General features: G+C 65.0%; 24 protein-coding genes. 9 read left to right on the top strand and 15 right to left on the bottom strand.

The window, feature by feature from the left end; all coding sequences use genetic code 11:
• The 7 genes from K2Y56_RS16920 to K2Y56_RS16890 all read left to right on the top strand — a co-directional run.
• Positions 1 to 248: hypothetical protein (locus K2Y56_RS16920; RefSeq protein WP_292510001.1), on the top strand; the 248-nt coding region annotated here is incomplete at its 5' end.
• 95 nt (positions 249 to 343) lie between these two features.
• Positions 344 to 1,384: a hopanoid-associated sugar epimerase gene (gene hpnA / locus K2Y56_RS16915; RefSeq protein ID WP_292510015.1), complete on the top strand. Its 1,041-nt coding sequence runs from the start codon at positions 344 to 346 to the stop codon at positions 1,382 to 1,384.
• Positions 1,381 to 2,295, top strand: a complete 915-nt coding sequence (gene hpnC, locus K2Y56_RS16910; protein WP_292509998.1) for a squalene synthase HpnC — start codon at positions 1,381 to 1,383, stop codon at positions 2,293 to 2,295. Before hpnA ends, hpnC begins: the two co-directional genes overlap by 4 nt.
• Positions 2,292 to 3,143: a presqualene diphosphate synthase HpnD gene (hpnD, locus tag K2Y56_RS16905; protein WP_292509995.1), complete on the top strand. Its 852-nt coding sequence runs from the start codon at positions 2,292 to 2,294 to the stop codon at positions 3,141 to 3,143. Before hpnC ends, hpnD begins: the two co-directional genes overlap by 4 nt.
• Positions 3,143 to 4,441, top strand: coding sequence for a hydroxysqualene dehydroxylase HpnE (gene hpnE, locus K2Y56_RS16900; RefSeq protein WP_292509992.1), 1,299 nt, complete (start codon positions 3,143 to 3,145; stop codon positions 4,439 to 4,441). Before hpnD ends, hpnE begins: the two co-directional genes overlap by 1 nt.
• Before the next feature lie 105 nt (positions 4,442 to 4,546).
• Positions 4,547 to 6,544: a squalene--hopene cyclase gene (gene shc, locus K2Y56_RS16895; protein WP_292509988.1), complete on the top strand. Its 1,998-nt coding sequence runs from the start codon at positions 4,547 to 4,549 to the stop codon at positions 6,542 to 6,544.
• Positions 6,541 to 7,275, top strand: coding sequence for a phosphorylase (locus tag K2Y56_RS16890; protein ID WP_292509985.1), 735 nt, complete (start codon positions 6,541 to 6,543; stop codon positions 7,273 to 7,275). Before shc ends, K2Y56_RS16890 begins: the two co-directional genes overlap by 4 nt.
• 75 nt (positions 7,276 to 7,350) lie before the next feature.
• On the opposite strand, the gene hpnH is transcribed toward K2Y56_RS16890, so the two are convergent.
• Entirely contained in the window at positions 7,351 to 8,514 is a 1,164-nt protein-coding gene (gene hpnH / locus K2Y56_RS16885; RefSeq protein WP_292509982.1) for an adenosyl-hopene transferase HpnH, read from the bottom strand.
• Between the two features lie 519 nt (positions 8,515 to 9,033).
• Here hpnH and K2Y56_RS16880 point away from each other — a divergent pair.
• Positions 9,034 to 11,682, top strand: coding sequence for an MMPL family transporter (locus tag K2Y56_RS16880; protein WP_292509979.1), 2,649 nt, complete (start codon positions 9,034 to 9,036; stop codon positions 11,680 to 11,682).
• Positions 11,683 to 11,801: 119 nt separating this feature from the next.
• Here K2Y56_RS16880 and hpnK read toward each other — a convergent pair whose 3' ends face one another.
• The 4 genes from hpnK to K2Y56_RS16860 all read right to left on the bottom strand — a co-directional run bounded on the left by hpnK (position 11,802) and on the right by K2Y56_RS16860 (position 16,825).
• Complete coding sequence (hpnK, locus tag K2Y56_RS16875) at positions 11,802 to 12,644, bottom strand: hopanoid biosynthesis-associated protein HpnK (protein WP_292509975.1); 843 nt, start codon at positions 12,642 to 12,644, stop codon at positions 11,802 to 11,804.
• Between the two features lie 119 nt (positions 12,645 to 12,763).
• The gene (hpnJ, locus tag K2Y56_RS16870) at positions 12,764 to 14,200 is read right to left on the bottom strand and encodes a hopanoid biosynthesis associated radical SAM protein HpnJ (protein WP_292509972.1); all 1,437 of its coding nucleotides are present in this window, start codon (positions 14,198 to 14,200) and stop codon (positions 12,764 to 12,766) included.
• Positions 14,201 to 14,259: 59 nt separating this feature from the next.
• Positions 14,260 to 15,447, bottom strand: a complete 1,188-nt coding sequence (gene hpnI / locus K2Y56_RS16865; protein WP_292509970.1) for a bacteriohopanetetrol glucosamine biosynthesis glycosyltransferase HpnI — start codon at positions 15,445 to 15,447, stop codon at positions 14,260 to 14,262.
• Positions 15,448 to 15,739: 292 nt separating this feature from the next.
• Positions 15,740 to 16,825 (bottom strand): flippase-like domain-containing protein, encoded by a 1,086-nt coding sequence (locus tag K2Y56_RS16860; RefSeq protein ID WP_292509967.1) that lies wholly within the window; start codon positions 16,823 to 16,825, stop codon positions 15,740 to 15,742.
• A 214-nt stretch (positions 16,826 to 17,039) separates the two neighbouring features.
• Here K2Y56_RS16860 and K2Y56_RS16855 point away from each other — a divergent pair, with 214 nt between their 5' ends.
• Complete coding sequence (locus K2Y56_RS16855) at positions 17,040 to 18,221, top strand: amidinotransferase (protein WP_292509964.1); 1,182 nt, start codon at positions 17,040 to 17,042, stop codon at positions 18,219 to 18,221.
• 38 nt (positions 18,222 to 18,259) lie between these two features.
• On the opposite strand, the gene K2Y56_RS16850 is transcribed toward K2Y56_RS16855, so the two are convergent.
• From K2Y56_RS16850 to K2Y56_RS16805, 10 genes are all read right to left on the bottom strand, one after another.
• Positions 18,260 to 18,943 carry a DUF6875 domain-containing protein gene (locus K2Y56_RS16850; protein WP_292509962.1) on the bottom strand — a complete coding sequence of 228 codons (684 nt, stop codon included), beginning with the start codon at positions 18,941 to 18,943 and terminating at the stop codon, positions 18,260 to 18,262.
• 191 nt (positions 18,944 to 19,134) lie between these two features.
• Complete coding sequence (locus tag K2Y56_RS16845; protein ID WP_292509958.1) at positions 19,135 to 19,341, bottom strand: hypothetical protein; 207 nt, start codon at positions 19,339 to 19,341, stop codon at positions 19,135 to 19,137.
• 69 nt (positions 19,342 to 19,410) lie between these two features.
• Positions 19,411 to 20,022 carry a glutathione S-transferase family protein gene (locus tag K2Y56_RS16840; RefSeq protein ID WP_292509955.1) on the bottom strand — a complete coding sequence of 204 codons (612 nt, stop codon included), beginning with the start codon at positions 20,020 to 20,022 and terminating at the stop codon, positions 19,411 to 19,413.
• A gap of 28 nt (positions 20,023 to 20,050) precedes the next feature.
• On the bottom strand, positions 20,051 to 21,241 hold the full coding sequence (locus tag K2Y56_RS16835) for an alpha/beta hydrolase (RefSeq protein ID WP_292509951.1): 1,191 nt from the start codon (positions 21,239 to 21,241) through the stop codon (positions 20,051 to 20,053).
• Between the two features lie 152 nt (positions 21,242 to 21,393).
• Positions 21,394 to 21,603 carry a hypothetical protein gene (locus K2Y56_RS16830; RefSeq protein ID WP_292509949.1) on the bottom strand — a complete coding sequence of 70 codons (210 nt, stop codon included), beginning with the start codon at positions 21,601 to 21,603 and terminating at the stop codon, positions 21,394 to 21,396.
• Positions 21,604 to 21,690: 87 nt separating this feature from the next.
• Positions 21,691 to 22,128, bottom strand: a complete 438-nt coding sequence (locus K2Y56_RS16825; RefSeq protein WP_292509946.1) for a response regulator — start codon at positions 22,126 to 22,128, stop codon at positions 21,691 to 21,693.
• A 156-nt stretch (positions 22,129 to 22,284) separates the two neighbouring features.
• A complete protein-coding gene (locus K2Y56_RS16820; protein ID WP_292509944.1) occupies positions 22,285 to 23,181 on the bottom strand; it encodes a dienelactone hydrolase family protein in 897 nt (298 codons plus the stop codon).
• 83 nt (positions 23,182 to 23,264) lie between these two features.
• Positions 23,265 to 23,720: a hypothetical protein gene (locus K2Y56_RS16815; protein ID WP_292509941.1), complete on the bottom strand. Its 456-nt coding sequence runs from the start codon at positions 23,718 to 23,720 to the stop codon at positions 23,265 to 23,267.
• Positions 23,721 to 23,838: 118 nt separating this feature from the next.
• A complete protein-coding gene (locus K2Y56_RS16810) occupies positions 23,839 to 24,249 on the bottom strand; it encodes a DUF192 domain-containing protein (protein ID WP_292510012.1) in 411 nt (136 codons plus the stop codon).
• Between the two features lie 65 nt (positions 24,250 to 24,314).
• The gene (locus K2Y56_RS16805) at positions 24,315 to 24,935 is read right to left on the bottom strand and encodes a cold-shock protein (RefSeq protein ID WP_292509938.1); all 621 of its coding nucleotides are present in this window, start codon (positions 24,933 to 24,935) and stop codon (positions 24,315 to 24,317) included.
• Positions 24,936 to 25,187: the final 252 nt, after the last annotated feature.

Raw genomic sequence — 25,187 nt, 5'->3', positions numbered from 1 at the left:
AGGCCGAGACCGTGCGCCATTCCGAGAACCCCTGTCGCGCCGCGTCGAGGGCGCGGTCGAGGTCGTCCCTCGTCGCCCTCGATGCCGGCCGGGTCAGGGTCCGCACCCTCACCCTCCCCGACCTCTACCAGGATCACGACAGGCCCGACGCCATGTACAAGGCCGCAGGCCTCGACGCAGACAGCATCGTCAAGACCGTCCAGGACACCCTGCCGGAACGAAAGGCCGGGCGCCTGCGCCTCGCCTGAGTGTGCTTGTCCCACTGACATTAGGATGACAGAAGCGCCGGGCGCCGGGATCGCGTGTTCCGGTGCCCGACAGATTTCCCGACGACACGAGCGAGATGGCAGAGGCGATCCCTTCCGGCCGGTCCGACGCGAGCCTCGGCGAGCCGGGTCCGGTTCTTATCACCGGCGCGAGCGGCTTCCTTGGGGCCGCCCTTGTCGACGTGTTCCGCAACGCTGGCTTTCCGGTGCGGATCATGGTGCGCTCCACGAGCCCGCGCACCAATCTCGTCTGGAACGACGTCGAGGTCGTCGAGGGCGACATGCGCGACCGCGCCGCGGTGGCCTCTGCCCTCCAGGGACAGCGCTACCTGATCCACGCCGCAGCCGATTATCGGCTCTGGGCGCCGGACATGGAGGAGATCGTCCGCACCAACCGCGACGGCACCCTCATCATGATGGAGGAGGCCCTGCGCGCCGGCATCGAGCGGGTCGTCTACACATCGAGCGTCGCCACCATCAAACCGCATGACGACGGCACACCGGCGAACGAAACCCGGCCGCTGACGCCTGGTACCGCCATTGGCGCCTACAAACGCAGCAAGGTCGTGGCGGAGCGTGTCGTCGAGGAGATGGCGGCCCGCAACGGTCTGCCCGTGGTCATCGTGAACCCCTCGACACCGATCGGCCCGCGCGACGTCAAGCCGACGCCGACGGGCCGCATCATCCTCGAAGCCGCACGAGGGCGGATGCCGGCTTTCGTCGATACCGGCCTCAACCTTGCCCACGTGGACGATGTCGCCGCCGGCCATCTCCTGGCGCTTCACAAGGGACGGACCGGTGAGCGCTACATCCTCGGCGGGGAAAACGTGCTTCTCTCGCAGATGCTGGCCGACATCGCCGGAATGGTCGGTCGCAAGCCGCCGACGGTGAACCTGCCGCGCGCGGTCGTCTATCCGATCGCCTTCATCTCCGAGCAGTTGGCGCGGATCACCGGCAAGGCGCCCTTCGCCACAATCGACGGCATCCGGATGTCTCGCTACCGGATGTTCTTCGACGACGCCAAGGCGCGGTCCGAGCTCGGCTATTCGGCGCGGCCCTACCGCGAAGGCCTCTCCGACGCGATCGCGTGGTTTCGTCAGACGGGACTGCTCCGATGACCGCGACCCTCGACAGCGCCACCGCGGCGCGTTCGGGCAAGGGACACAAGGACGAGAACTTTCCCGTCGCCTCCCACCTGATCCACCCGAAGAATCGCGGCGCGATCCTGGCCTTCTACGATTTCGTACGAGCCGGGGACGATGTCGCCGACCATGCCGAGCTGTCGCCGGAGCGCAAGATTGCGCTTCTTGACGCCCTAGCGGACGCACTTACCGGCAAGGGCCCGTCCGATCCGGAGGCCGAGCCCCTCAAGCGTGAACTTGCTGTCCGCGGGCTTCCAGCGACGCATGCCCTCGAACTCCTCGACGCTTTCCGTCTCGATGCGCGCAAGAATCGCTACGAGGACTGGAACGACCTTATCGGCTATTGCCGGCTCTCGGCGATGCCGGTGGGCCGATTCGTCCTCGACGTTCACGGCGAGGACCCGGCCGTGGTATGGGGGCCGTCGGATGCGATCTGTGCTGCGCTTCAGATCATCAACCACCTCCAGGATTGCGGGAAGGATTACCGCCGGAACGATAGGGTTTATCTTCCGGGCGAGATTCTCGATCGCTACGGCGTGTCCGTCGAATCCCTCGCGGCCGACGAGGCGTCGCCGGCCCTGCGCGCTGTCATCCGCGAACTCGCAGAGCGGACGCTGACGCTTCTCGACGAGGGCGCGGTGCTGCCCGACCTGATCGACGACCTGCGCCTCAGCCTCGAGATCGCCGCGATTCATCGTCTCGCCGTTGTTCTTTGTAGAGGACTCGTGGAGCGCGATCCGCTGAGCCAGAAAGTTCATCACGGCAAGGCCGCCTTCGCGCTGACCGCCTTCGCGGGCATCACCGCCACCCTGGCGCGGCGCCCGTTCCGTGGTCGCACGTTGCGGGCGCAGGCGATCCGCATGCAGAGCCAGGGAGGACGCCCGTGAGCGCCACCGCGTCGCCCATGCCGGTCGCAGGCGCCGAGACCCCTGCCCTGCCGGCGAAATCCTCGTCGTTCTACACCGCGATGCGGCTCCTGCCGAAGGAGCGGCGCGAGGCGATGTACGCGGTCTACGCCTTCTGCCGGTCCGTGGACGACGTCGCCGACGATGGCGGTGCCGCCGAGATCCGCGCGGCCGAGCTCGACCGCTGGCGCGCCGATATCGATGCGCTCTATGCCGGGCGGCCGGCGGCGCGGGTGCAGGACCTCGTGGTTCCGATCTCCCGCTACGGGCTGCTGCGCGAGGATTTCCAGGCGGTCATCGACGGCATGGCGATGGACGCGTTCGAGGACATCGTCGCCCCCGACGAGGCCACCCTCGACCTCTATTGCGACCGGGTCGCCAGCGCGGTCGGTCGCCTCTCGGTGCGGATCTTCGGCATGCCGGAGGATCTCGGCGTGCGACTCGCCTATCACGAGGGCCGTGCGCTGCAACTCACCAATATCCTGCGCGACATCGACGAGGATGCGGAGCGCGGCCGGCTCTACCTGCCGCGGGAGAAGCTCGCGAGGATCGGCCTGACCGATCCGACGCCCCATGCGGCTGTGATGCATCCGCGCATCGGCGAGGTCTGCCTCGCGGTGGCGGCCGAGGCACAGGAGCATTACCGCCAGACCTGGGCGATCATCGCCAGGAGCCCCCGCTCGGTGACCAAGGCGCCACGGCTGATGGCCGCCGCCTACCGGCTCTATCTCGACGCCGTGCTCGCCCGCGGCTGGACTCCGCCGCGCGCCAGGGTGAAGCCCGGAAAGCTCGCCCTCCTCGCCGTCGCATTCCGTCACGGCATCGTCTGATGGCAGGAACCATTCATGTTGTCGGGGCTGGCCTTGCCGGTCTCTCGGCGGCGGTGTCGCTCGTCGAGGGCGGCGCCCGCGTCGTGCTGCACGAAGCCGCCAAACAGGCGGGCGGGCGCTGCCGCTCCTATTACGACCCGACCCTCGGGCTCACCATCGACAACGGCAACCACCTGCTGTTGTCGGGCAATCCCTCGGCGCTCGGTTTCATGCGTACCATCGGTGCTCCTGCCGACGCGCTGTCGGGACCGGCCGAGGCGGAGTTCGACTTCGCCGACCTGAAGACCGGCGAGCGCTGGCGCTTGCGGCCGAATCGCGGCCGTCTGCCCTGGTGGGTGATGAGCCCGTCCAGACGGGTCCCCGGCACTCGCGCCGCAGACTACTTAGCTCCTCTCGGAATTCTGAGGGCCGCTGCCGGCAAGGGACCGGGCCAGGGCGGCACCATCGGCGAGAGCATGACCTGCGCCGGACCGCTCTACGACCGGCTCTGGCACCCCGTTCTGCTCGCCGCCCTCAATACCGATCCAAAGGAGAGCGATGTCGGCCTCGCCGCTAAGATCCTCCTCGAAACACTCGGCGCGGGCGGCGAAGCGTGCCGGCCCCTCGTGGCAGTTGCCGGCCTCTCAGCGGCTTTCGTCGATCCGGCGGTCACCTACTTGAGCGGGCGTGGCGCCGAGCTCCGTTTCGGGCGCCGACTGCGCGGCCTAGGATTCGGCGTCGGCCGCATCGATCGCCTCGATTTTGCCGATGGAGCGGTTGAACTTGGCCGCGACGACGGCGTTGTGCTCGCGCTCCCCCCTTGGGTTGCTTCTGACATCCTGCCGGGCCTTACGGCCCCTCAGTCTTACCGATCGATCGTGAACGCACATTTCGCGCTTCCTCCGCCACCCGGATCGCCTCTACTTCTTGGCGTGGTGAATGGGCTCACGGAATGGCTGTTCGCCTACCCGGATCGTCTTTCCGTGACCATCAGTGGCGCGGATCGGCTGCTGGAAACGTCGCGTGAAGACTTGAGCTCCCAGATCTGGATCGAGATTTCGACTTTGATGGGACTTGCGTCGGAAAGGCCAAGCTGGCAGATCGTGAAGGAGAAGCGGGCGACCTTCGCGGCGACGCCTGCCGAGGCCGCACGGCGTGCTAGCGCCGTCACCGACCATACGAACCTCGTCCTGGCAGGTGACTGGACTGCGACCGGACTGCCATCGACGATCGAGGGGGCGATACGCTCTGGAACGACGGCTGCGCTCGCGCTCCTAAATGGAGAACGGGCTGGCCGAAACATGCGTGGCGCTGCCTGACCGGCAGTGCCGAGTGTTGCACAGGTGTGCTCGATCACCCGCGCGGCGTTCGGATCGGTTCAAGCCGGGCGCATTGTGGTCGAGCGTTGAGCGAGGCGAGGATTGATGCGCGAGGCATTCAAGAAGGTAGAGGCGCTGCAGCGCCCGAAAACCCAGGAAATATCTCTCTCCGATGTCGAACGCGGAATCGTCCGGGCGACCCAGGGCCTTACGGCGTTGTCGCACGATGACGGCCATCTCTGCTTCGAGCTTGAGGCGGATGCGACGATCCCTTCGGAATATATCCTATTCCACAACTTTCGCGCGACGCCGATCCGCGACGGCCTAGCGCCCAAGATCGGCAATTATCTTCGCCGCACGCAGGGTAAGCATGGTGGTTGGGCCCTCGTCCATGATGGCCCCTTCGACATCAGCGCCAGCGTAAAGGCCTATTTCGCCCTGAAGCTGATCGGCGACTCGATCGAGGCGCCTCATATGCGCAAGGCCAGGGAGGCGATCCTCTCCCGCGGCGGTGCCGCCAATTCCAACGTCTTCACCCGCTTCTTTCTTGCTCTCTACGGCGAGGTTCCGTGGCGTGCGGTGCCGGTGATGCCCGTGGAGGTGATGCACCTTCCGCGCTGGTTCCCATTCCACCTCGACAAGGTGTCATACTGGGCGCGCTGCGTGATGGTGCCCTTGTTCGTGCTTCAGGCAAAGAAGCCGCGGGCGAAGAACCCGCTCGGCATCGGCATTCCAGAACTGTTCGTCACGCCGCCGGAGCACGTCCAGGAATGGCCGGGGAGCCCGCACGCGACCTGGCCTTGGACGCCGATCTTCGGGGCCATCGACAGGATACTGCAGCACACCCAAGACTATTTCCCGAAGAAGCGCCGCCAGCGCGCCATCGACAAGGCCGTCGCCTGGGTGAGCGAGCGCCTCAACGGTGAGGACGGCCTCGGCGCGATCTATCCGGCCATGGTCAACTCGGTGCTCATGTACGAGGTGCTCGGCTACCCGGCCGACCATCCGCAGATGCGCATCGCCTGCGAGGCGATCGAGAAGCTCGTGGTCGACAAGGGCTATGAGGCCTATGTCCAGCCCTGCCTCTCTCCGGTCTGGGACACGGCGCTCGCAAGCCACGCCCTCCTCGAGGCCGGCGGCCTCCAGGCCGAGCATCAGGCCCGGCGCGGCCTCGATTGGCTGCGCCCGCTCCAGGTCCTCGACATCAAGGGCGACTGGGCGGCCGGGCGCCCGAACGTGCGGCCTGGCGGCTGGGCCTTCCAATACGCCAACCCGCATTTCCCCGATCTCGACGATACAGCCGTGGTCGTGATGGCCATGGACCGGGCCATGCGCCAGCACGGCCTCGTCGCCGACATGCCCGATTACGCCAATGCCATCGCCCGCGCCCGAGAATGGGTCGAGGGGCTGCAATCGAGCGACGGCGGCTGGGCGGCCTTCGACGCCGACAACAACCACCATTACCTCAATCATATCCCCTTCTCGGACCACGGCGCTCTCCTCGATCCGCCGACCGCCGACGTGACGGCGCGCGTCGTCTCGATGCTGGCGCAGCTCGGTGAGACGCGCTCGAGCTCGAAGGCGCTCGACCGCGGAGTGACCTACCTCCTCAACGACCAGGAGGAGGATGGGAGCTGGTATGGCCGCTGGGGCATGAACTTCATCTACGGCACATGGTCGGTGCTCTGCGCCCTCAATGCCGCAGGTGTCGATCCGGCCTCACCGGAGATCCGCAAGGCCGTTTCGTGGCTGATCCGCATCCAGAACCCGGATGGCGGCTGGGGCGAGGATGCCTCGTCCTACAAGATCGACCCCGCCTTCGAGCCCGGTTACTCCACTGCCTCGCAGACGGCCTGGGCTCTCCTCGCCCTAATGGCTGCCGGCGAAGCCGACGACCCGGCCGTGACGCGGGGCATCAACTATCTCACCCGGACGCAGGGTGCAGACGGGTTCTGGGCCGAGGAACGCTACACCGCCACGGGCTTCCCGCGGGTGTTCTACCTTCGCTACCACGGCTACCCGAAGTTCTTCCCGCTTTGGGCGATGGCGCGATACCGCAACCTCAAGCAGAGCAACACCCGCCAGGTGGCGTTCGGGATGTGAGAGCGTACCCCGGCTCGTTCGTGACTCGCGAGCAGGACGAGGGAGCACTCGTCCTCGCCGTGGTCGGGCTCTCCAAGGAGGAACGGCTGGCATCGGGTCAGGGCATTGCGGTAGCCGGCGCCGGCGGAAACCCGTTGCGCCTCCGAACCATGCTTGACGGCCGGGCACCGGCAGGCCTTCGCGCTGTGGTCAGCTTCGGTATCGCGGGTGGCCTGGATCCTGGCCTCAAGCCGGGTGATGTCATCGTGGCTTCCGGTATTGCCGCGCGAAGCTGCCGCTACGACACCGATCCGGCAGTGACGGCGCGCCTTCGCGAGACGCTAGGCCGTTCGGGCTTTCGGGCCGCGCACGCGGAATTGGCGGGCGTCGATGAGGCCGTTCTCAGCGTTGCCGGCAAGGCGGCGCTCCGCAACAGTACGGGCGCGGCGGCGGTCGATATGGAATCCCACGTGGCGGCCGCGTTTGCCCTTCGACACGGCTTACCCTTCGCCGCGGTACGTGCGGTGTGCGATCCTGCGGACCGCGCCCTGCCGGCCTTCGTGGCGACCGCGTTGAAGCCGAATGGCGACCCCGACATCCTCGCTGTCCTCGCAGCCGTCATCGGCCGGCGCGCCAGTATCGGTGACCTCGTGCGGCTGGCCCGCGACTCATCCGCTGCCTTTGGCACCCTGACCAGATGCCGACGCAGCCTCGGTCATCATCTCGGTCTTCTCTCAGCCGAAAGCGCCTGACGCAGGGTTAGGCCGAAAAAAACCCGCCACGGTCGTTCGTGACGGGCTTTCCAAGATCAGACGCGACAGGCGCGTTCAGGCCGCCGAGCGGTTGCGCGCCTCGCGCTTCGTGTCGGCGCCCGAAGCTTTGATTTCCGAAAGCTTCTGGGCGACATTGCGAGAGAAGACGAACTCGGCCGGACGCTGGTTCTCCAGGCTGACTTCGGGAGCCATGTCGCCCTCGGTCTTGATGCCGCGGATGGCGTGAACGAGCGGCTTCCAAGGCTTCCTGACGGAATCGACCACCGAGGAGGCCTCGTAGCCCGAATGGACCATGCAGTCGGCACACTTCTCGTAGTTGCCTGTACCGTAGGCGTCCCAGTCGGTCTCCTCCATCAATTCCTTGAAGGTCGCGGCGTAGCCCTCGCCGAGCAGGTAGCAGGGCTTCTGCCAGCCGAAGACGGTGCGCGTCGGGTTGCCCCACGGCGTGCAATGGTAGGTCTGGTTGCCGGCCAGGAAGTCGAGGAACAAGCCCGACTGCTGGAAGGTCCACTTCTCGCGGCCCTTCTCCTTGCCGTGCCTGAAGACGCCGCGGAACAGATCCTTCGTCGCCTTACGGTTCAGGAAGTGCTGCTGGTCGGGAGCGCGCTCGTAGGCGTAGCCCGGCGAGACGGTGATGCCGTCAATGCCCATCTTCGTCACGCTGTCGAAGAAGTCGGCGATCTTGTCGGCCGAGGAATTGTTGAAGAACGTGCAGTTGATGGTCACCCGGAAGCCCATCTCCTTGGCCTTGGCAATCGCCGCCACGGCCTTGTCGTAGACGCCGCGCTGGCACACCGACTGATCGTGCATCTCCTTGTCGCCGTCGAGATGGATCGACCAGGTGAAATAGGGGCTCGGCTTGTACTCCTTGATCTTCTTCTCGAGGAGCAGCGCATTGGTGCACACGATCGCGAATTTCTTCTGCGCGATGATGCCCTCGACGATCTGCGGCAGATCCTTGTGGAGAAGCGGTTCGCCGCCCGCGATGACCACGACGGGGGCGCCGCACTCGCGCACCGATTCCAGTGCTTCGGAGACCGGCAGGCGCTTGTTCAGGATCTCATCGGGATAATCGATCTTCCCGCACCCGGCGCAGGCGAGATTGCAGCGGAACAGCGGCTCCATCATCATCACGAGCGGATAGCGCTTGCGACCGGTGAGGTGCTGCTTGAGAATGTAGCCGCCAATCTTCGCGACGTACCGAAGGGGAATACCCAAGGCGCGGCTCCTTTGCTTCTGGGCCCGATATGCCGGGCTGCTTACAGGGAAAAACCGTCAATTTCCAGCGCACTAGGCTGGAACGGCTCCAGCTCCAGCACTTGCCGGGTGTTGTTTCGTACTATGACGCAACTGTGTCACAGCCGTACAAGATCCGAGCCTGCGTCGTGGCCATGCCAGATCCGCGCCCGCCGCGTGAGCGGTGGATCGAAGCGAAGGATATTGCGGTGCGAAATGTCACATTGAGCTTCGCGGGCGGGTCGAAGCGCAGGTTTCATTGCTTTTTGCCGCCCGCCGACGTAATCAGCCGACCGCGTCGGGCGGCCCCGGAGAACCCGGCAGGATCAGCCTCGATCGTAGGTCCGCAGGACTCCGCACTCTGTGGATTCGGGGATTGCGGCTGCAGATGGTAGGTCGGCGTCGAAGACTGGTTCTCGCCCGGCGCATTTCATCGTGCCGCCGGGCGTTCCAGATGGAGCCCCGCGTCCAGGATGGCTCCGACAAGCAGGCAGGATACTCGTGATCGAACGGCTCGTTGCGTTCTCCGTCCAGCGTCGCTGGCTCGTCATCGTCCTGATCGCCCTGCTGACCGCGGCCAGCGTCGGGCTCGCCGCCCATCTCTTTCGCATCAATACGGATGTCGAGCGGCTGATCGACAAGGACGTCCCTTGGCGCCAGGACGAGATCAACTTCGAGAAGGCGTTCCCGCAGCGCACCGGAACCCTCGTAGCCGTGATCGACGGCCAGACGCCGGAGGTAGCCGAGGAGGCGGCCGCGGCACTGGCCAAGGCCCTCTCCACCAATAAAGACCGCATCGAGACCGTGTACCGGCCCGATGGCGGGCCGTTCTACGACCGCAACGGCCTTCTCCTGATGTCGAAGGAGGAGCTGACGAAGACCACCGAGCAACTGATCCAGCAGCAGGGCCTGCTCGGACCGCTCGCGCAGGATCCCAGCCTGCGCGGATTGATGCGCGTACTCGGTTTCGGTGCAAGAGGGATCAAGAGCGGCGACGCGAAGCTCGAGGATCTCGAAGGTCCGCTGTCGCGCATCGACGAGACGCTGAAGGACGTCATGGCCGGCAAGCCTGCGCGTCTGTCCTGGCAGCTCATCATGTCGAACGGGAAGGTTCAGAGCACCGAACTGCGCAAGTTCGTGATGATCCAGCCAGTCCTCGACTTCAATGCGCTCCAACCAGGCGCCGAGGCGACGAAGCTCGTCCGCAAGATTGCCGACGATCTGAACATCGACGCCGATCGAGGCTTGCGGCTTCGCCTCACGGGTCCCGTCGCCGTCGCCGACGACGAGTTCGCGACGCTCTCTGACGATGCGCTCCTCAACAACCTTGTGACGGTCGGCGCCATCGTGCTGTTCCTCTGGTTGGCACTTCGCTCAGCCTCCCTCGTCGTCGCCGTGATGATCACGACCTTCTCGGGACTGATCGTGACCGCGGCGTTGGGCTTGGCGATGGTCGGCGAGCTCAACCCGATTTCGGTCGCGTTCGCGGCCCTCTTCGTCGGTCTCGGCATCGATTTCGGTATCCAGTTCGCGGTGAGATATCGTGCCGACCGGTTCGAGCAGCCTGACCTACCCTCGTCGCTCACCGCGGCGGCGCGCGGGGTCGGCTGGTCGCTGACGCTGGCCGCAGTTTCCCTTATTGCCGGCTTCTTCGCCTTCCTGCCCACGGCGTTCCGCGGCGTCTCCGAGCTCGGCCTCATCGCCGGCGTCGGCATGGTCGTGGCCTACCTGTTCTCGCTGACGCTGCTGCCGGCCCTGATCGCCGTCATGAAGCCGAAGATCGAGAAACGCCCGGTGGAGACGCCGTGGCTCGCCGGCGTCGATCACTGGATCATCGAGCACCGCAAGGCCGTGCTGATTTTCGTCGGCCTCATCACGGTCGCCGGCATCCCGCTCCTGTTCAAGCTTCCATTCGATTCGAACCCGATGCACCTGCGCAGCCCCAAGGTGGAATCGATCTCGACCTATCTCGATCTGATCAAGGATCCCGAGACGAGCCCGAATCTCATCGATGTGATCGCCCCATCGGTCACAGCGGTCCCGGAGATGTCGGCGAAGCTGCGTGCACTCCCGGTCGTCGCTCGCGTCATCGATATCCAGACCTTCGTGCCACCGGACCAGGCTGAAAAGCGCCCGATCATCGCCGAAGCCGCCGAGATCCTCCGGCCGATCCTCAACCCGGCTCGCAAGGCCCCTCCCCCCACCGACGCCGACACCGTGAAGGCACTGAAAGACGGCGCAGCCGCTTTGAAGAGCATCGCCGTCGGCGACGCTTCAGGCGCGAAGGTGGCGGCACAGCTCTCGGCGACCTTGGAAACCCTTGCGACTGCAAACCCGGCTGTGCGGGATGCGGCGAACGTTGCTGTGACGACGGACCTGAAGTCGCTGCTGACGCGACTGAACGGGCTGCTCAATCCCGAGACGATCACGATCGAGAACCTGCCGCCCCAGCTCAAAGCAGAATGGATCACAAGCGACGGCCGCTCGCGCATCGAGGTCCATCCGAATGGCGACGCCAACGAGAACGCGGTCCTTCGCCGCTTCGCCAAGGAGGTGCAGAGCGTTGCGCCTCACGCCACGGGAGCGCCGGTGGCCACGACCTCGTCGAGCTACACGATCCTCGGCGCTTTCGTTCAAGCGGCGCTCACGGCGCTCGTCCTCATCTTCATCATCCTCTCGGTGGCCCTGCGTAAGCCCTGGGACGTGGCGATGACGCTCGGGCCGCTGGTGCTCGCCACCCTATGGACCCTGATGGCCTTGCACGTCGTCGGCATGCCGCTCAACTTCGCCAACATCATCGCGATGCCGCTGATGCTCGCCGTCGGCGTTGCGTTTCACATCTACTACGTCATCGCCTGGCGGGCGGGCGTGGTCGACATGCTGGCTTCCAGCCTGACGCGGGCGATCTTCTTCTCCGCGTTAACGACAGGCACCGCGTTTGGGTCACTCGTCCTGTCGAGCCATCCGGGTACCGCAAGCATGGGCAAGCTTCTCGCCCTGTCGCTGTTCTTCACCCTTGTCGCGGCCTTCTTCGTGGTTCCGGCCTTTCTTGGACCTCCGCCCAAGCAGGTCGATCCAGATCGGCCCGAAGGCGACGAGGCGTCGCCCAACGTGAGGGCGTCTCGGTCCGAACCGGCTGCGGTGAAATAGGGACTTGCCTTCCCGCAAGCCGTCGCGGTCACGGTCGTGTTCCGCCCGTACGGAAAGCTGACGAACGACGGAACGAATGGGTAGAACTGGCCGGATGGCGGTCGATCGTTCTTCGAGTGTCAGGAGAAATCCGAGAATCCGCCGCCGACCGCTCCCACCGCCCTCATTGCCGCAAACGCCTCGGGTGCTATGAGCGCGTCGCGTTCTGAGGCATAGGCGTAGCCCGGCGCTTCGCCGACAAAACCCCCGCTCGCTGCCGGGTGGGTATATAGCTCGGTCAGCCCTTCCGGTAGATGTGCCAGTAGACCCGCCACGCGCCGTGGGGTCATGGCGCCAGACCATGACAAGCCAAGGGTCCGATCCGGGATCAGCAGCCCTGCCTGGCGAGCCCGCACCGCGAGCAGCGCAGCCCAGGGTGCGATATCGAGGGCTGGCTTAGGATCGGCACCGGGCTCGGCGGCTCGCAACACGGCTCGCGGCTCGCGCGGCACGCGGATCGCACGCATACCGTAGTCCCGCCCGATCGCGAGCACCCGGCCGGCGATGAGCGGGTGGACGTGGAAATGCTTGTGAGCGTTGACGTGGTCCAGCGGCAAGCCGGTGGTGCGATAGGCATCGAACTGGGCCCGGATCTCTGCGGAGAGCTGACGGCGGGCTGCCGGCTTCAGGGCGAGGTCGAGACCAAGGCGGCCCATATCCCTTCGGAACAGACCATCGAATGCGACGAGATCCGGCAAGGCTTCGGCCGGGAGCGTCGGCCAAGCCTCGACGAGGACAAGATGGAGGCCGACACGCAGCCTCGGCATTCGCTTGGCCCGCGCGACGGCATCCGCCGCCGCGGGAGCGGAAACCATCAGGCTCGCGGCTGTGAGGATACCTTCGCGATGGGCCTGCTCGACGGCTTCGTTCACCGCGAGACTCAGGCCAAAATCGTCGGCGGTGACGACGAGCTTCCTTACCACGCCTCATCCTCGTCATCGTTTGCGGAGGGCAAATACGCCCGACACCCAGAACCGCAGCCCAGACATAAGAACGGCCGAGCCCTGAGGCCCGGCCGCGAAACTCGCAATCGGTGCTGAGATCAGGCTGCCTTGGCAGAACCGGTCTGGCGCTCCTTGAGGAAGCGGTAGAACTCGACGCCTTCACGAAGGCGGCGCTTCATCATGTCGGGCGAGCGGACCATCTCGCCGACGATGGAGGCGATCTTCGGGGCGCGGAAGTAGAACTTCTTATAGAAGTCCTCCACCGAATTGAAAATCTCGGTATGCGAAAGATGAGGATAGTGCAGCGGAGCGATCTGCACGCCATTCTCGTCGACCAGCTCTGCGTTCTCGACGTCGAGCCAGCCGTTCTCGACGGCCTGCTTGTAGAGGAACGTGCCCGGATAGGGCGCGGCAAGCGAGACTTGAATGGTATGCGGGTTGATGCGCTTGGCGAACTCAATCGTCTCCTTGATCGTCTCCTTCGACTCGCCCGGCAGGCCGACGATGAAGGTGCCGTGGATCGCAATGCCGAGCTCGTGGCAATCCTTAGTGAACCTCTCGGCCACTTCGACGCGCATGCCCTTCTTGATGTTGTTCAGGATCTGCTGATTTCCGGATTCGTAGCCGACCAAAAGCAGGCGCAGGCCGTTATCCTTGAGCACCTTGAGTGTCTCGCGCGGCACGTTCGCCTTCGCGTTGCAGGACCAGGTAACGCCGAGCTTGCCGAGTTCGCGGGCGATTTCCTCGGCCCGCGGCAGGTTGTCGGTGAAGGTGTCGTCGTCGAAGAAGAACTCCTTCGTCTGCGGAAATTCTTTCAGGCAGTATTTGATCTCCTCGATCACATGAGCGACCGAGCGGGTGCGGTAGGTGTGGCCGCCAACCGTCTGCGGCCAGAGACAGAAGGTGCAGCGGCTCTTGCAGCCACGGCCCGAGTAAAAGGAGATGTAGGGGTGCTTGAGGTACCCGATGAAGTACTTCTCCATCTCGAGGTCGCGCTTGTAGACGCTCGTGACGAAGGGGAGCTGGTCCATGTCCGTCATGATCTCGCGGTCCTCGTTATGGACCACGACACCATTGACGTCGCGATAGGACAAACCCTTGATCTCCGCCATCGGGACGCCGTCCGCGACTTCCTTGACGGTGAAATCGAACTCGTTCCGGGCGCAGAAATCGACCACGGGGGCCTGGGCCATGGAGCCGGCCGCATCGACCGCGACCTTGGCGCCGATGAGCCCGGCGATGAGCTTCGGGTTGGCGGCTTTCAGAGCCTCGATCGTCTTCACGTCCGACTTGAACGACGGCACCGAGGTGTGAAGCACCACGAGATCGAAGTCGTTGGCCTGGGCCACGATCTCGTTCAGCTTGATGTTGTGGGGCGGCGCGTCGATCAGCTTCGAGTTCGGCACCAGGGCGGCCGGCTGGGCGAGCCAGGTCGGGTACCAGAACGACTTGATCTCGCGCTTGGCCTGGTAGCGGGAGCCGGCACCGCCGTCGAAACCGTCGAAGGTGGGGGCCTGGAGAAAGAGCGTGCGCATGGGGTTCAAGGCCTCAGCGGGGTTCAAGGGACGGGCGGATTCGAGGCGAGCGTGGAGCTCTAGAGCGGCGTCGCGCCGGCATCGGGGCCGAGGCTTCGTTCCGGGATCAGCGTGCCATCCGCAACCACGCGATAATCGTGACCTTTCCATGTCACCGCCCCCGAGACGAAGCTCCAGGAGAAGTTCATGAAGGAGAGTATGTCGCGAATTGGCAACAGCCAGTAGGGGTGCGAGGCAAGCCCGAAGGCACGCTCGATGCGGACGCACAGGACGATCCGACAGGCGAGCGCGAGGGCGGCGACCGCAAGGGCAATCTCCCCGGCACCCGGAATCAGGGCGCCGATCAGCGCCAGCGGGAAGGCATGGGTGACGATGGAGCCGGCATAGCCGCCGGGATCGACGTTGCGGATCGTGCGGTTCCAGCGCAGTTCATGCCGCCACAGTCCGGTAATGTCAGTGTCGACGCAGGTATGGCCGACGGTGAAGACCGGAATTGAAACCGTGCCGCCGGTCTCCCTCAGCGCCTCGCCGATGGCGTAGTCGTCGGCGAGGTCGTCGCGGAACCTTTCGAAACCACCGATGGCCTTCAGGGAAGCCGAGGTGAACGCGATGGTCGAGCCAAAGCACGGGCGCGCCAGACCGAGCGCCGTTCCCATGACGACGTTAGGCAGGAACTGCACGTCGATGGCGAGCGCCGAGAGGTGGGCGAAGATGCTCTTGTTGGCCGGTACACCGTGATAGAGGCAAGTGACGCCGCTGACGCCTTCGACGGAGAGTTCGGCGACGACGCGCTCCAGGTAATCCGGCTGTACGACCATGTCGCTATCGGCGAGCACGACGATGTCATGCGCGATCGTCGCCGACATGTTGATGAGGTTGGAGACCTTGCGGTTGGCCCCATGCTGGCGGGCATCGACGACGAGATCGAGCCGCAGGGCCGGGTAGGCCTCGGCGAGGCGGCGCACCACGGCAATCGCCGGATCGGCGGCGTTTTGAACACCGAACACGATCTGGACCGGGCCGGCATAGATCTGGCGGCAGAAGGTCTCGAGGTTCTCGTAGAGGTTGGGCTCGGTCCCGCAGAGCGGCTTGAGCAGCGTCACCGAAGGGCGGGGCGCATCCGGTGCGAGGGAGGCCGGCACCCTGCGTGCGAAACGGCCGACGAGCCAGGCGGTGGACAGCCCATAGACGCATCCTGCCAATGCGAGCAGCAGGCACAGAGACGAGATCCAGGTCGTCAGGTCCATGGGGTGTATCGCTCGGGGTCACGTTTCGCGTGAGGAAGCCGCCGGAAAGACCCGGATCTCGGGCGAGCGGTGGCCGACGGTATCACTGCGATTCACGGCGCCGATTTGGCACCGCATCGCCCTGGATCCGTTCTCGTCGGAATTTGCGGCTTTCGTCAGCCCCCTCAGCCCTTAATCTGGCTCCGCAGCCCGTTCTCAAGGCAGCAAGTTCACCGACGTTGCTGTTGGGATACACAATCTGGCGACAGGCCTATCGCAGGTTGGTCCTCAGGGACGCCCGCCGGATACCGCGTCAGGCGCAGCGCTTGAGGGCTTGTGTCTCGACCTCGGACGACCGCACGGGCATCACGCCCGGCTCGTTTGCGGGAACGTAGGAAGCCGTACGCGTCCGGACTTCGCGACTCTCCCCCTGCTCGGGATCGGTACCGCGTCGGCCTTCGAGGGCGTGCCACGCGAAAAGGCCTGGGACGCCGACAAGGACGTCGGCGAGGCGCTTTACCAGCGAGAGCGCGAGAGCAACCTCCGCCGGGATACCGAAGATCGCGCAGAGGGCGATCAGGCCACCTTCCTGAGCGCCGAGCGCGCCCGGAATTGCGAAGGCGGCGCCGCGGACCGCCTGGGCGAGGCTCTCGATCACGATCGCCTCGACGATCGTCACCGGGTAGCCCATGAAATGGAGGGCGACGTAGACCTCGATCGTGCCGATCAGCCAACCGACGAGATGCACGCTCATGCCGGCGCCGACCCGCAGGGGCGCGCCGTAGAGCCGGCGAAGGTTGTCGTAGAGCACGTCGATGGCGCCGAGGGCGCGCCATTCGCGGCCATTGGCGAAGCGGCCGAGCAGCGACTGGATCAGCCGGTGGCCGCCGCGGCGCTGGATGATGAAGAACGCCGCCAGGGCGGGTGCGGCGAGCGCGAGGCCGCCGGCCACCGTCCGCACCACCGGGCCGTCGCCGGCGAGCCAGACCAGGGCGGCGAGCCCGGCGATCGTGAAGAGAAACTGCGTCACCGCCTGGGTCATCAGGTCGACGAACAGGCTGGCGCCGGCAAGGCCTCCGCCGACACCCTGGCGCGTGAGCAGCCGGGCCGCGACGAGATCGCCCCCGACCTGTGCCACGGGCAGCAGCGTGTTGATGCCCTCGCGCACGAAGCGCAGGACGGTGCAGTCCCACAGGCTCGGACGATCGCCGCGCGGGAAGATGACGAACCACCCGAAACCCGCCCAGGCGACGGCGACGACGCGCGCCACCACGACGATGAGAGCGCCCCAGCCGGCGCTCATCACGGCGGCAGCGACATCATCCAGGCCGGAAGACAGGAACAGGCCGGCGACAGTGCAAAGACCGACGATCAGAGCCAAAGTCGTCAGGTGTTTCATGGTCCCCTTTCGACCGGCCGGAAGCTGAGATGCCGTCGCATTAAAGCTACGGTTCCGCTCGATAGTAACGGCGGGGACCGAACAGCATCATGGCAAGTTGCAGCTTTGGGCATCGTTGTCTATCACCGGCGAGACACAGTGCGGAGCAAAGCGGCACAGGCCATAGCGCCAAGGACAACCGCCGCGCCGGACGCCCATAGGGACGATCAGAGAGATGGACCGCGACTCCCACATCACGGCGAATGATGCCGTGCTCGACGACGCGCGAATCGAGACCTACGCGACGGGACGGACCGGCTCGGCCGGGACACCGGCCCCGCAGAGCCCCGTCATGGCCTGGAACGAGTGGGACCCGCTTGAGGAGGTCATCGTCGGCTCCCTTGATGGCGCGACGATCCCGACGCACCACCTGACCGTGATCTTCAACCTGCCGCGCGCGGCGCAGCCGTTCTATCGCTTCGCCTCGGGCTTCCGGTATCCGAAGTTCATGAAGAAGCTCGCGCAGCAGGAGCTCGACAACTTCATCTCAATCCTCGCCGGAGAGGGTGTGAAAGTCCGCCGGCCGGATTCGATCGACTTCTCGAAGAAGTACAACGCTCCGCGTTGGTCCTCGCGCGGCTTCTGCGTCGCCTGCCCACGCGACCCATACATCGTCATCGGCGACGAGATCATCGAGAGCCCGATGTGCTGGCGCTCGCGCTACTTCGAGGGCGACGCCTACCGCTCGCTGTTCAAGGAATATTTCCGCGCCGGCGCCCGCTGGACTTCGGCGCCCCGGCCACAGCTCACGGACGATCTCTACAACTACGATTACCGGGTGCCGAACCTGAAGGCCGGCGAGCCGATGCAGTTCACGGTCAACGAGTTCGAGCCCGTCTTCGACGCAGCCGACTTCGTGCGCTGCGGCCGCGACCTCTTCGTGACCCGCTCCAACGTGACGAACCTCATGGGCATCGAGTGGCTGCGCCGCCACCTCGGCCCGGGCTTCCGCATCCACGAGATCGAGAGCCGCTGCCCGCAGCCGATGCACATCGATAGCTCGTTCATGCCGCTGGCTCCCGGCAAGGTGCTGGTGAACCCGGACTATATCGATGTCGAGAAGCTGCCTGCCGTGCTCAAGAAGTGGGACGTCCTGATCGCCCCGCGCCCCGACCCCGTCGAGGGCTTCATGAGCAAGATCTCGATGTGCTCGCCCTGGACCTCGATCAACGTGCTCGCCATCGACGAGAAGAAGATCGTGGTTGACGCGAGCCAGCCGACACTGATCAAGGCCCTGAAGGATTGGGGCTTCGATCCGATCCCGGCGCCGTTCCTGTCCTACGGCCCGTTCGGCGGCTCGTTTCACTGCGCGACCCTCGACGTGCGCCGTCGCGGCCCGCTGCGCTCCTACTTCTAGGACCCTTCCTCCGTGCCGGTGTGTTGCCGGCACGGAGTTCAGGCAGGCTCGGTTGCGCCCCACAGGCCGCCGAAGCGATCGCGGAACCTTTTTTTCGCGGCGCGCAGCAGCCTCTTCCAACCCGTCGCGCCGAAACGCGACAGGTAGACGGGGATCATCAGCGGGTTGCGCAGAACGAAGGGGGCATCCCCTTCAACCATCGTCCGGATCGCAATCACCGCAATCGGCGAGCGGAACGAGCGGAACGAGCGGTTTACGATTCCCGGCTGGGCGGAGTCAGGCTCGAAGAGCCCGATCATCAGCCCCTGCCGGGCCGCGCGGAAGCGCATCGAACGCTGGAGCCATTGCAACTCGGCGACTGCCTCCTCGCCTGAATGGGTCGGGTAGGCAATGACCACCGTGCGGAAAACCGCCTTCGCCTCTGGGCAGGTGATCGACCCATAAAGCTCGACGCCCGCGGTCAGCGTCCGTCGGAGCGCCTGTCGATCTCCCGGCATCGCCTCATTCACAGTGAGGCGCGCGAGATTCTGGCGGGCGGAAGGAGCCATGTAGGGACAGACATGGCCGCTGCGCCCGACATCGAGATGCGGCTGCATCACGTAACCTTCGAACCAATCGGCGAGAGATTTCAGCGTATCGCCGCTAGCAGAACGCACGTCCTGCCATTCGCTCCAGATTGGCGCCGGGATGCGGTCAGTCTGGGTTCGTCGGCCAACACTCATCCTGCGCTGCTCCGCTCTCACCCTCTTCCTCGAAAAGCGACGTGTGTCACCATTTGTCGAATGATGGGCTACTTAGACGATCGCATCTTATGACCCGGGGACTTCAATACAATTACATCACGCCTCGATCTTAAGGTATACTGAAGACGCGGTTAAGCGGGGGCGTCGCGACGAAAGGTCGAATGGCAATATCAAGCCGTCGCCCTGGATACACGCGTCGCCCGACGCCAGAAGATCACCGCGACAGCAAGGGCCAGCCCGTACTGCACAAATCCGTTCTCTGCGAGATCTGCCGGCGCCATGCCGAGGGCGATCACGAGTCGCGTCGCCCCGTTCAGCAGGATGACGGCGACGCAGAACAGGATGGCGGAGACGAGGGCAGCAATGAAATCCGGCATGTGTCAAGGTCCGCGGGCGACCCTCGTAGTCAGCAAAGTCCGCGCCAATGACCGCATGGATGGGCAGGATCAGGCCGCGGGCGGCCGCGTCGACTGCATCGATGGACGCTGCGAGAAAGTTTCGTACCAGGCCTTGAGTGCCGGCATCCGCATTGCCCAGGCCAGATTCGGCAGGCGCAGATCGAGATAGCCAAGGGCACAGCCGAGAGTGATCGTACCGATGTCGAGGCGATTATGGAAAAGGTCCGCCCTCGCTTCGAAGGATTGCAGCGAGGTCTGGATCTTCTGGTTCTGTCCGGAAATCCAATCTGAGGAGCGCTCGGATTCCAAGCGGGCCGTAAGTTCGTAGCGGATCAGCAACGCTGCCGCGAGAACGCCGTCAGCGGTGGATTGCAGGGTCAGCGCGTTCCACCGATCCGGCCCGGTGTGCGGGAGGAGCGCCCCACCGCCGAGGGAATCGAGGAACTCGCATATCACGCGGCTGTCAGCCAGAACGGCACCATCGTCAGTGATGAGGGTCGGCACCTGCGCGAGGGGATGGTGCTCCAGGATGTTGGAGTCCCGCTTGATCGGGTGAGCTGCGCTCGGCAGCAGCGTGATCCTCTCCGCAAGACCAAGCTCATGCGCGACGACCATCACCTTTCGCGCATAGGGCGAGAAATGGGAGTGGAACAGCTTCATCGGGAATCCGTGCTCTTGGAGTATGAGCTCAAGGCGTGCGCTTGGTGGGGGCGGCCTTCGCGGGTGCTGTCGGCTCGGCACTCGCAGCAGGCTGAGGTGCGGGAGTGATCCGCGGCGTCTCGACGACGAGGCGCTTGACCGGCCATCCGTCGCCCCATCGCTCCATGTCGCTTAACCGCGGGTTCGCCTTCAGGGCTGCGGCATCGGAACCAGCGAAGGCCGCGGCGGCAGCAAGGTCGAAGGTCTTCCAGAAGGCAAGATAGTCGAGGCTGTCGGCACGGGCGTTGTTGAGCTGGGCCACCAGAGTGGTCTGCTCGCCGGTAAGTGCCATGTCGGCCGACCACTTGAACGGCGGCGCCGGTTGTTTCGGATCGCGTGGGGGCTCGGGCGGCGCCTTGATCGAACCGCCATCGAAGGAGGCGTCGACTCCGGCCGGCGCAGCCAGAGTGGCCGTCAGGGCCGGGAAGCCATGATCGTCCGACAAGACCCTGATGAACAGCTTCCGCTCGATCGGAACCGCGCTCGCCTCGCGCAGGATCCGCCGTGCAGCGAGGTCGGCGGCGCGCGCATCGCGATCGCCGATCATCGTGATGATGAGGGTCTGGGCGGGAATGTCGCCAAGGTCCTTGAGCGGGATGCCTCGCGCCTTGGGGTCGCTGGCAATGCCGCCGGGCATCGCGGCGAAGACGAGTTTGGGAGCCGGCAGACCCTCGCCTTTGGCGGCCCCGGCGACCGACGCGGCAATTGCCGCCCCGGCAAGGTGCCCGACATAAGCGACCTTTGCCAAATCTGGCTTGGCATCCGGATCTGCGCCGAGTTCAGTAAAGGTGGCCTTCATCGCCCGAACGGCGTTGGCGGATGCATCTGCCGGCTTCGTACGGTTGACCTCCTGGAAGCGGGGAACGACGACGAGGAAGCCCGTTCGGGCAAGATGATCGATCCAGGCGCCGTAAACCTGGGGATTTGGCGCACCCCAAGCATGGAACAGCACCGCAACTGGCCGCCCTGCGGCAGGGGCGGGCCCTGCCTTGAAGAACGCGTAGCTGGCGGAGCCTGAGAGGCCGACGATCCGCTTGGTCACGGTTGCCGTGCGGTCGTCCTTCCCACCTGCGCCCTCGGCCGGCTGAGCTGGTGGAGGTGCGGCGATGCTCTCGCCGGCGATCGAGACGAGAGTCAGAAATCCAGCAAGGATCGCCGAGAGTCTAGTCTGCAGGAACATCGGAAGCCCGGTAATGGAAACCGTTCGGGGACGAAGCGGCCGATTTCTCATACCAGATAATGACGCTTCGCAACGCGGCGCGCGAAGGAGTGGATGCGCGTTGCCACTTAAGTGATGCTATTCGTACACGTTCGCTAAAGAAGTCGTCCCTCTCAGCCCTCGCTTGCCTTCAAACCGCAGCGGTCATCGATACGGTTGGCCAGCTCGGTCAGGTATTCCGGCTGCGCACCGGATGCGACGTCGCCGTAGAAACCGCGAAGGTCATCTCCGATTCGTGCGATAAGGCTCGGCTTCGAAAACATGGCGTACACGCTGTCTTCGTCGCCGAAGGATGAAGGGTCAAATTGCTCTTCGGTAATCATTGCGGGCACTTAAGATGGGGGGAATTCACCTACGTTAGTATCGATAACGACGCAGGTCGCCAAAGTTTCCCGCTGGATCGTAACATTTCAGGATGGATCCGAGGATCGAGCCAGAATGGCCGCATCCGGCATACCAGCGCGCGGCGCCGCGTTCTCCTCTACCCATGCGAGAATATCGGATGCTCGCCACGGTTTGGGAATGAAAGTGGCCGATACCCGGAGATCGCTCGGCTGGTCGCCGGCATCCCCGGATGTCAACAGCACCCTTACCCTTGGCCATGTGACGCCGATGATGCGGGCGAGTTCGAAGCCGCCGATCGGCCCCGGCGTGCGAACGTCCGAGAAAACGACGCTGACTTCGTCCGCCCGGTCGTTGAGGATGCTCAGAGCGTGCTCTGCCGTCTCGGCCTCGATGACGTCGAAACCGGTCTCCTCCAACAGGCTTGCCGCAAGGAAGCGCTCATCGGGTTCATCCTCGACGACGAGGATTACGGGCTTGGAAGAGGGCGATCGTGAGACACTCATCTTTCCCGAACGCCCTCGCCGGCGGCATGGATCGGCCGATCCTCTCGAAACTCATCCCTGCAATTAATGCTGCATTGTGTCGATCTTGCGGACCTTGCATCGAGTTCGGAATCTTTCCAGCCCAGAAGAACCATCTAAGCAGGCTTTGCTCCCGCTTCAGCTGACGCCGTGGCTCTTGAGGAAGTCGAGGGCACGCGTCCAGCCATCCTCGGCAGCAGCCTTGCGGTAGCTCGGTCGGTAATCGGCATGGAAGCCGTGAGGCGCATCCGGGTATATCTTCAGTTCGACACTCTTGCCGGCCGCCTTAGCCTTGTCTCGCGCCTCCTCGACGCTGGCGACGGAAATGCCGGTATCGGCCCCGCCATAGAGGGCGAGGACCGGAGCGTTGATCTCCGCCGCCACGTCGCCGGCCGTTCTTGGCTGGATTGCGGTCCGTTCACCGCCAAGCGGTCCGTACCAGGCCACGGCGGCCTTGAGATCGCGACGATGGGCAGCATAGAGCCAGACTGCCCTGCCGCCTCGGCACCAGCCCATTGCGCCAAGGCGACCGCCGTCGCCATTGGAGGCGGACACTGCCCAGGAGGCAGCCGCGTCGAGGTCGGCGATCCACTGCGCGTCCGGCGTCTTTAAGATGACGTCGCGGATGATCGTCTGCGCGTCTGTCATGGTCGAGAGGTCGCCTTGGCGAGCGTAGAGCTCGGGCGCCACGGCACAATAACCGGCCTTGGCAAGCCGGCGGCAGTTGTCCTTGATGTAGTTGTGTACCCCAAAGATTTCTTCGATCACCAGGACAATCGGGAAGGGACCCTCGCCCTGCGGCACTGCGCGATAACCGGGCATCGGGCCGTCGACGGTGGGGATCGCAACCTCTCCCGCCTCAATCCCGGCAGCGTCTGTCGTGATGACCTGAGCCTCGACGGACGTGGTCGCCAGGGTGAGCCCGGTCATCAGGCTCGTCATGACGAAGCCGCGGCGTGAGAAGGGCGTGGCGTGAAGCCCTTCGAAGCTGCCCAGATTGTCGTTGCCGGCCTCGACCGTTTCGTCCTTCATCATGATGTCAACTCCCTCAGCTGCGCCGCCAAGGACCATCGGACATCCTGAGGGTCAACTCACGAAAGGAACATCGCGCAAGACGGTCAGTTGCCGATTCCCGCGCTGATGCGCTGACGATCGCCGGTTTCGCGGCGCGATGTCGCGCGAACGTCTCCAACCGGCATTCTCTTTCGAGCCGCACTTCGATGCGGCTTCAACACATCGCCAAGCGCAACGAACCCGTCCTGCCTCGCTGCTCCGCCCGTCGCCGGGCGCAGACCGAAGGCAAGGGCGAATGACGAGGCAAGACCGGTATCCACCGCGATCCCGAACAGATCGAGAGCTGCGACGAACGCTTCGTGAAGTGCGCGCGGTGCGCACCAGCGCTTCTCGGCAAGGTGGAAAGGCCATTCCCAGAGAACATCGCCCCGCCGCCGGGCAATCGCAGCACGATCAATGAAATAGCCGGTCTGCCGATGCTCGAGGCCGTCGGTCAGCACACGCCACTCCTCATTGGCGAACAGCACCTCGTCCGCGTCCAATGCGTCGCAATCGACCATTTTGGTCTCCCGCCAAGCGTTCCGCTCCAACCGAGGATTAGAACATTAGGGGAACGATGATCCGAAACGGGACTCAGGTCAAGCGCTGCGTTCACCGTCCGTTCGAAGGCGCTCTTTCTCAGCGCGGCTTGAAAAGCGGGTGCAGGACGCGATCGCCGGCTGCTAGGCCGAGTTTGACCGCCGTGCCGGCATTCAGTTCGAGCACGGCGAGAACAGGTTCGCCGGAGGGGATCACCCGCGTCGATTGCGGCTCGGCATCCGTTGCGATGCGGGCGATGCTGCCGTCGGGTCGAATGAACAGCATGTCGAGGGAGAGGTAGGTGTTCTTCATCCACATGGCGACGGGCGCCACCTTCTCGAAGTCGAACAGCATGCCGTGGTCGGCCGCCATGCTGCGCCGGAACATCAGGCCGCGCGAGCGGCTCTCATCGTCCCGCATCACCTCGACATTGAAGGCATGGTTCCCTTTGCGCGTCGCGATCGAGAGCGGTTCGGTCGCGTTCTGGGCGAAGGCTCCCGCCTGCAGCATCAGGAATGCGACGGCCGCAAAGGCCGCCCGACGTAGGATGTTCAGCATCGTTCCCGTATCGTCCGTCAGTGCGAGACCGGCAGGCCGCCGCCGTCCAAGAGCCTGACCTCGGCGGCCATCACGCCCTTCGACCCATCGCCATACCGTACGAGAACGGTCTCGCCCGGCTTGAGTTCGGCGATACCGTAGCGGCGCAACGTCTCCATATGGACGAAAATGTCGGGCGTGCCGTCGCCGCGGCTGACGAAGCCGAAGCCGCGAAGGCGGTTGAACCATTTCACCACGGCGGGTTCGAGGCCGCTGGTCGGGGTCACGCTCACATGCGTGCGCGGCATCGGCAGTTCGGAGGGGTGCGTCGCCGTCGATTGATCGAGGGAGATCACGCGGTAGGCCTGCCAGCCGCGGCTGCGCTGCGTCGCCTCGACGACAACACGGGCACCTTCGCTCGCGGCCTGGTGGCCGTCCCGGCGCAGGCAGGTGACGTGGAGCAGGACATCGGCCGACCCGTCGTCGGGCACGATGAAGCCGAAGCCCTTGGCGACGTCGAACCACTTGATGCGGCCGGCCACCTCGATGAGGTCGAGGGGACGCTGCTCCTCAGTGAGCAGAGAATCCGAGACGCGGACGTCGTCGGATAGCGTGACGTTACGCCGGCCAGGGGACCCTGATCCGAATTCGTCCGACATGTAAGCAACCCACACCGAATCACGCCGCGCGACCCGCAATTAAGATTAACAAAGTCGTGACTCGGCGGAAGCCCGTTTGGCCGCCACGGCTGCCTCTCGATGGTGCATTCTTGAGAGGCCCGGCAAAGGCGCAACAGGTGAAACGCCGCCGCTCGACGGCCCGCCGCGACGAACCTGCTGAGGCGACTCACGAAATCGCCGCGCCGTCCCGGCCGGGGGTCCAGCACGATGTCGAGCATCACAATGCCGGGA

The sequence above is a fragment of the Methylobacterium sp. genome, assembly GCF_019745455.1.
Lineage (GTDB): Bacteria > Pseudomonadota > Alphaproteobacteria > Rhizobiales > Beijerinckiaceae > Methylobacterium.
Note: the sequence above shows the minus strand (reverse complement) of the source record. Positions and strands in the feature narration are given on the sequence as shown.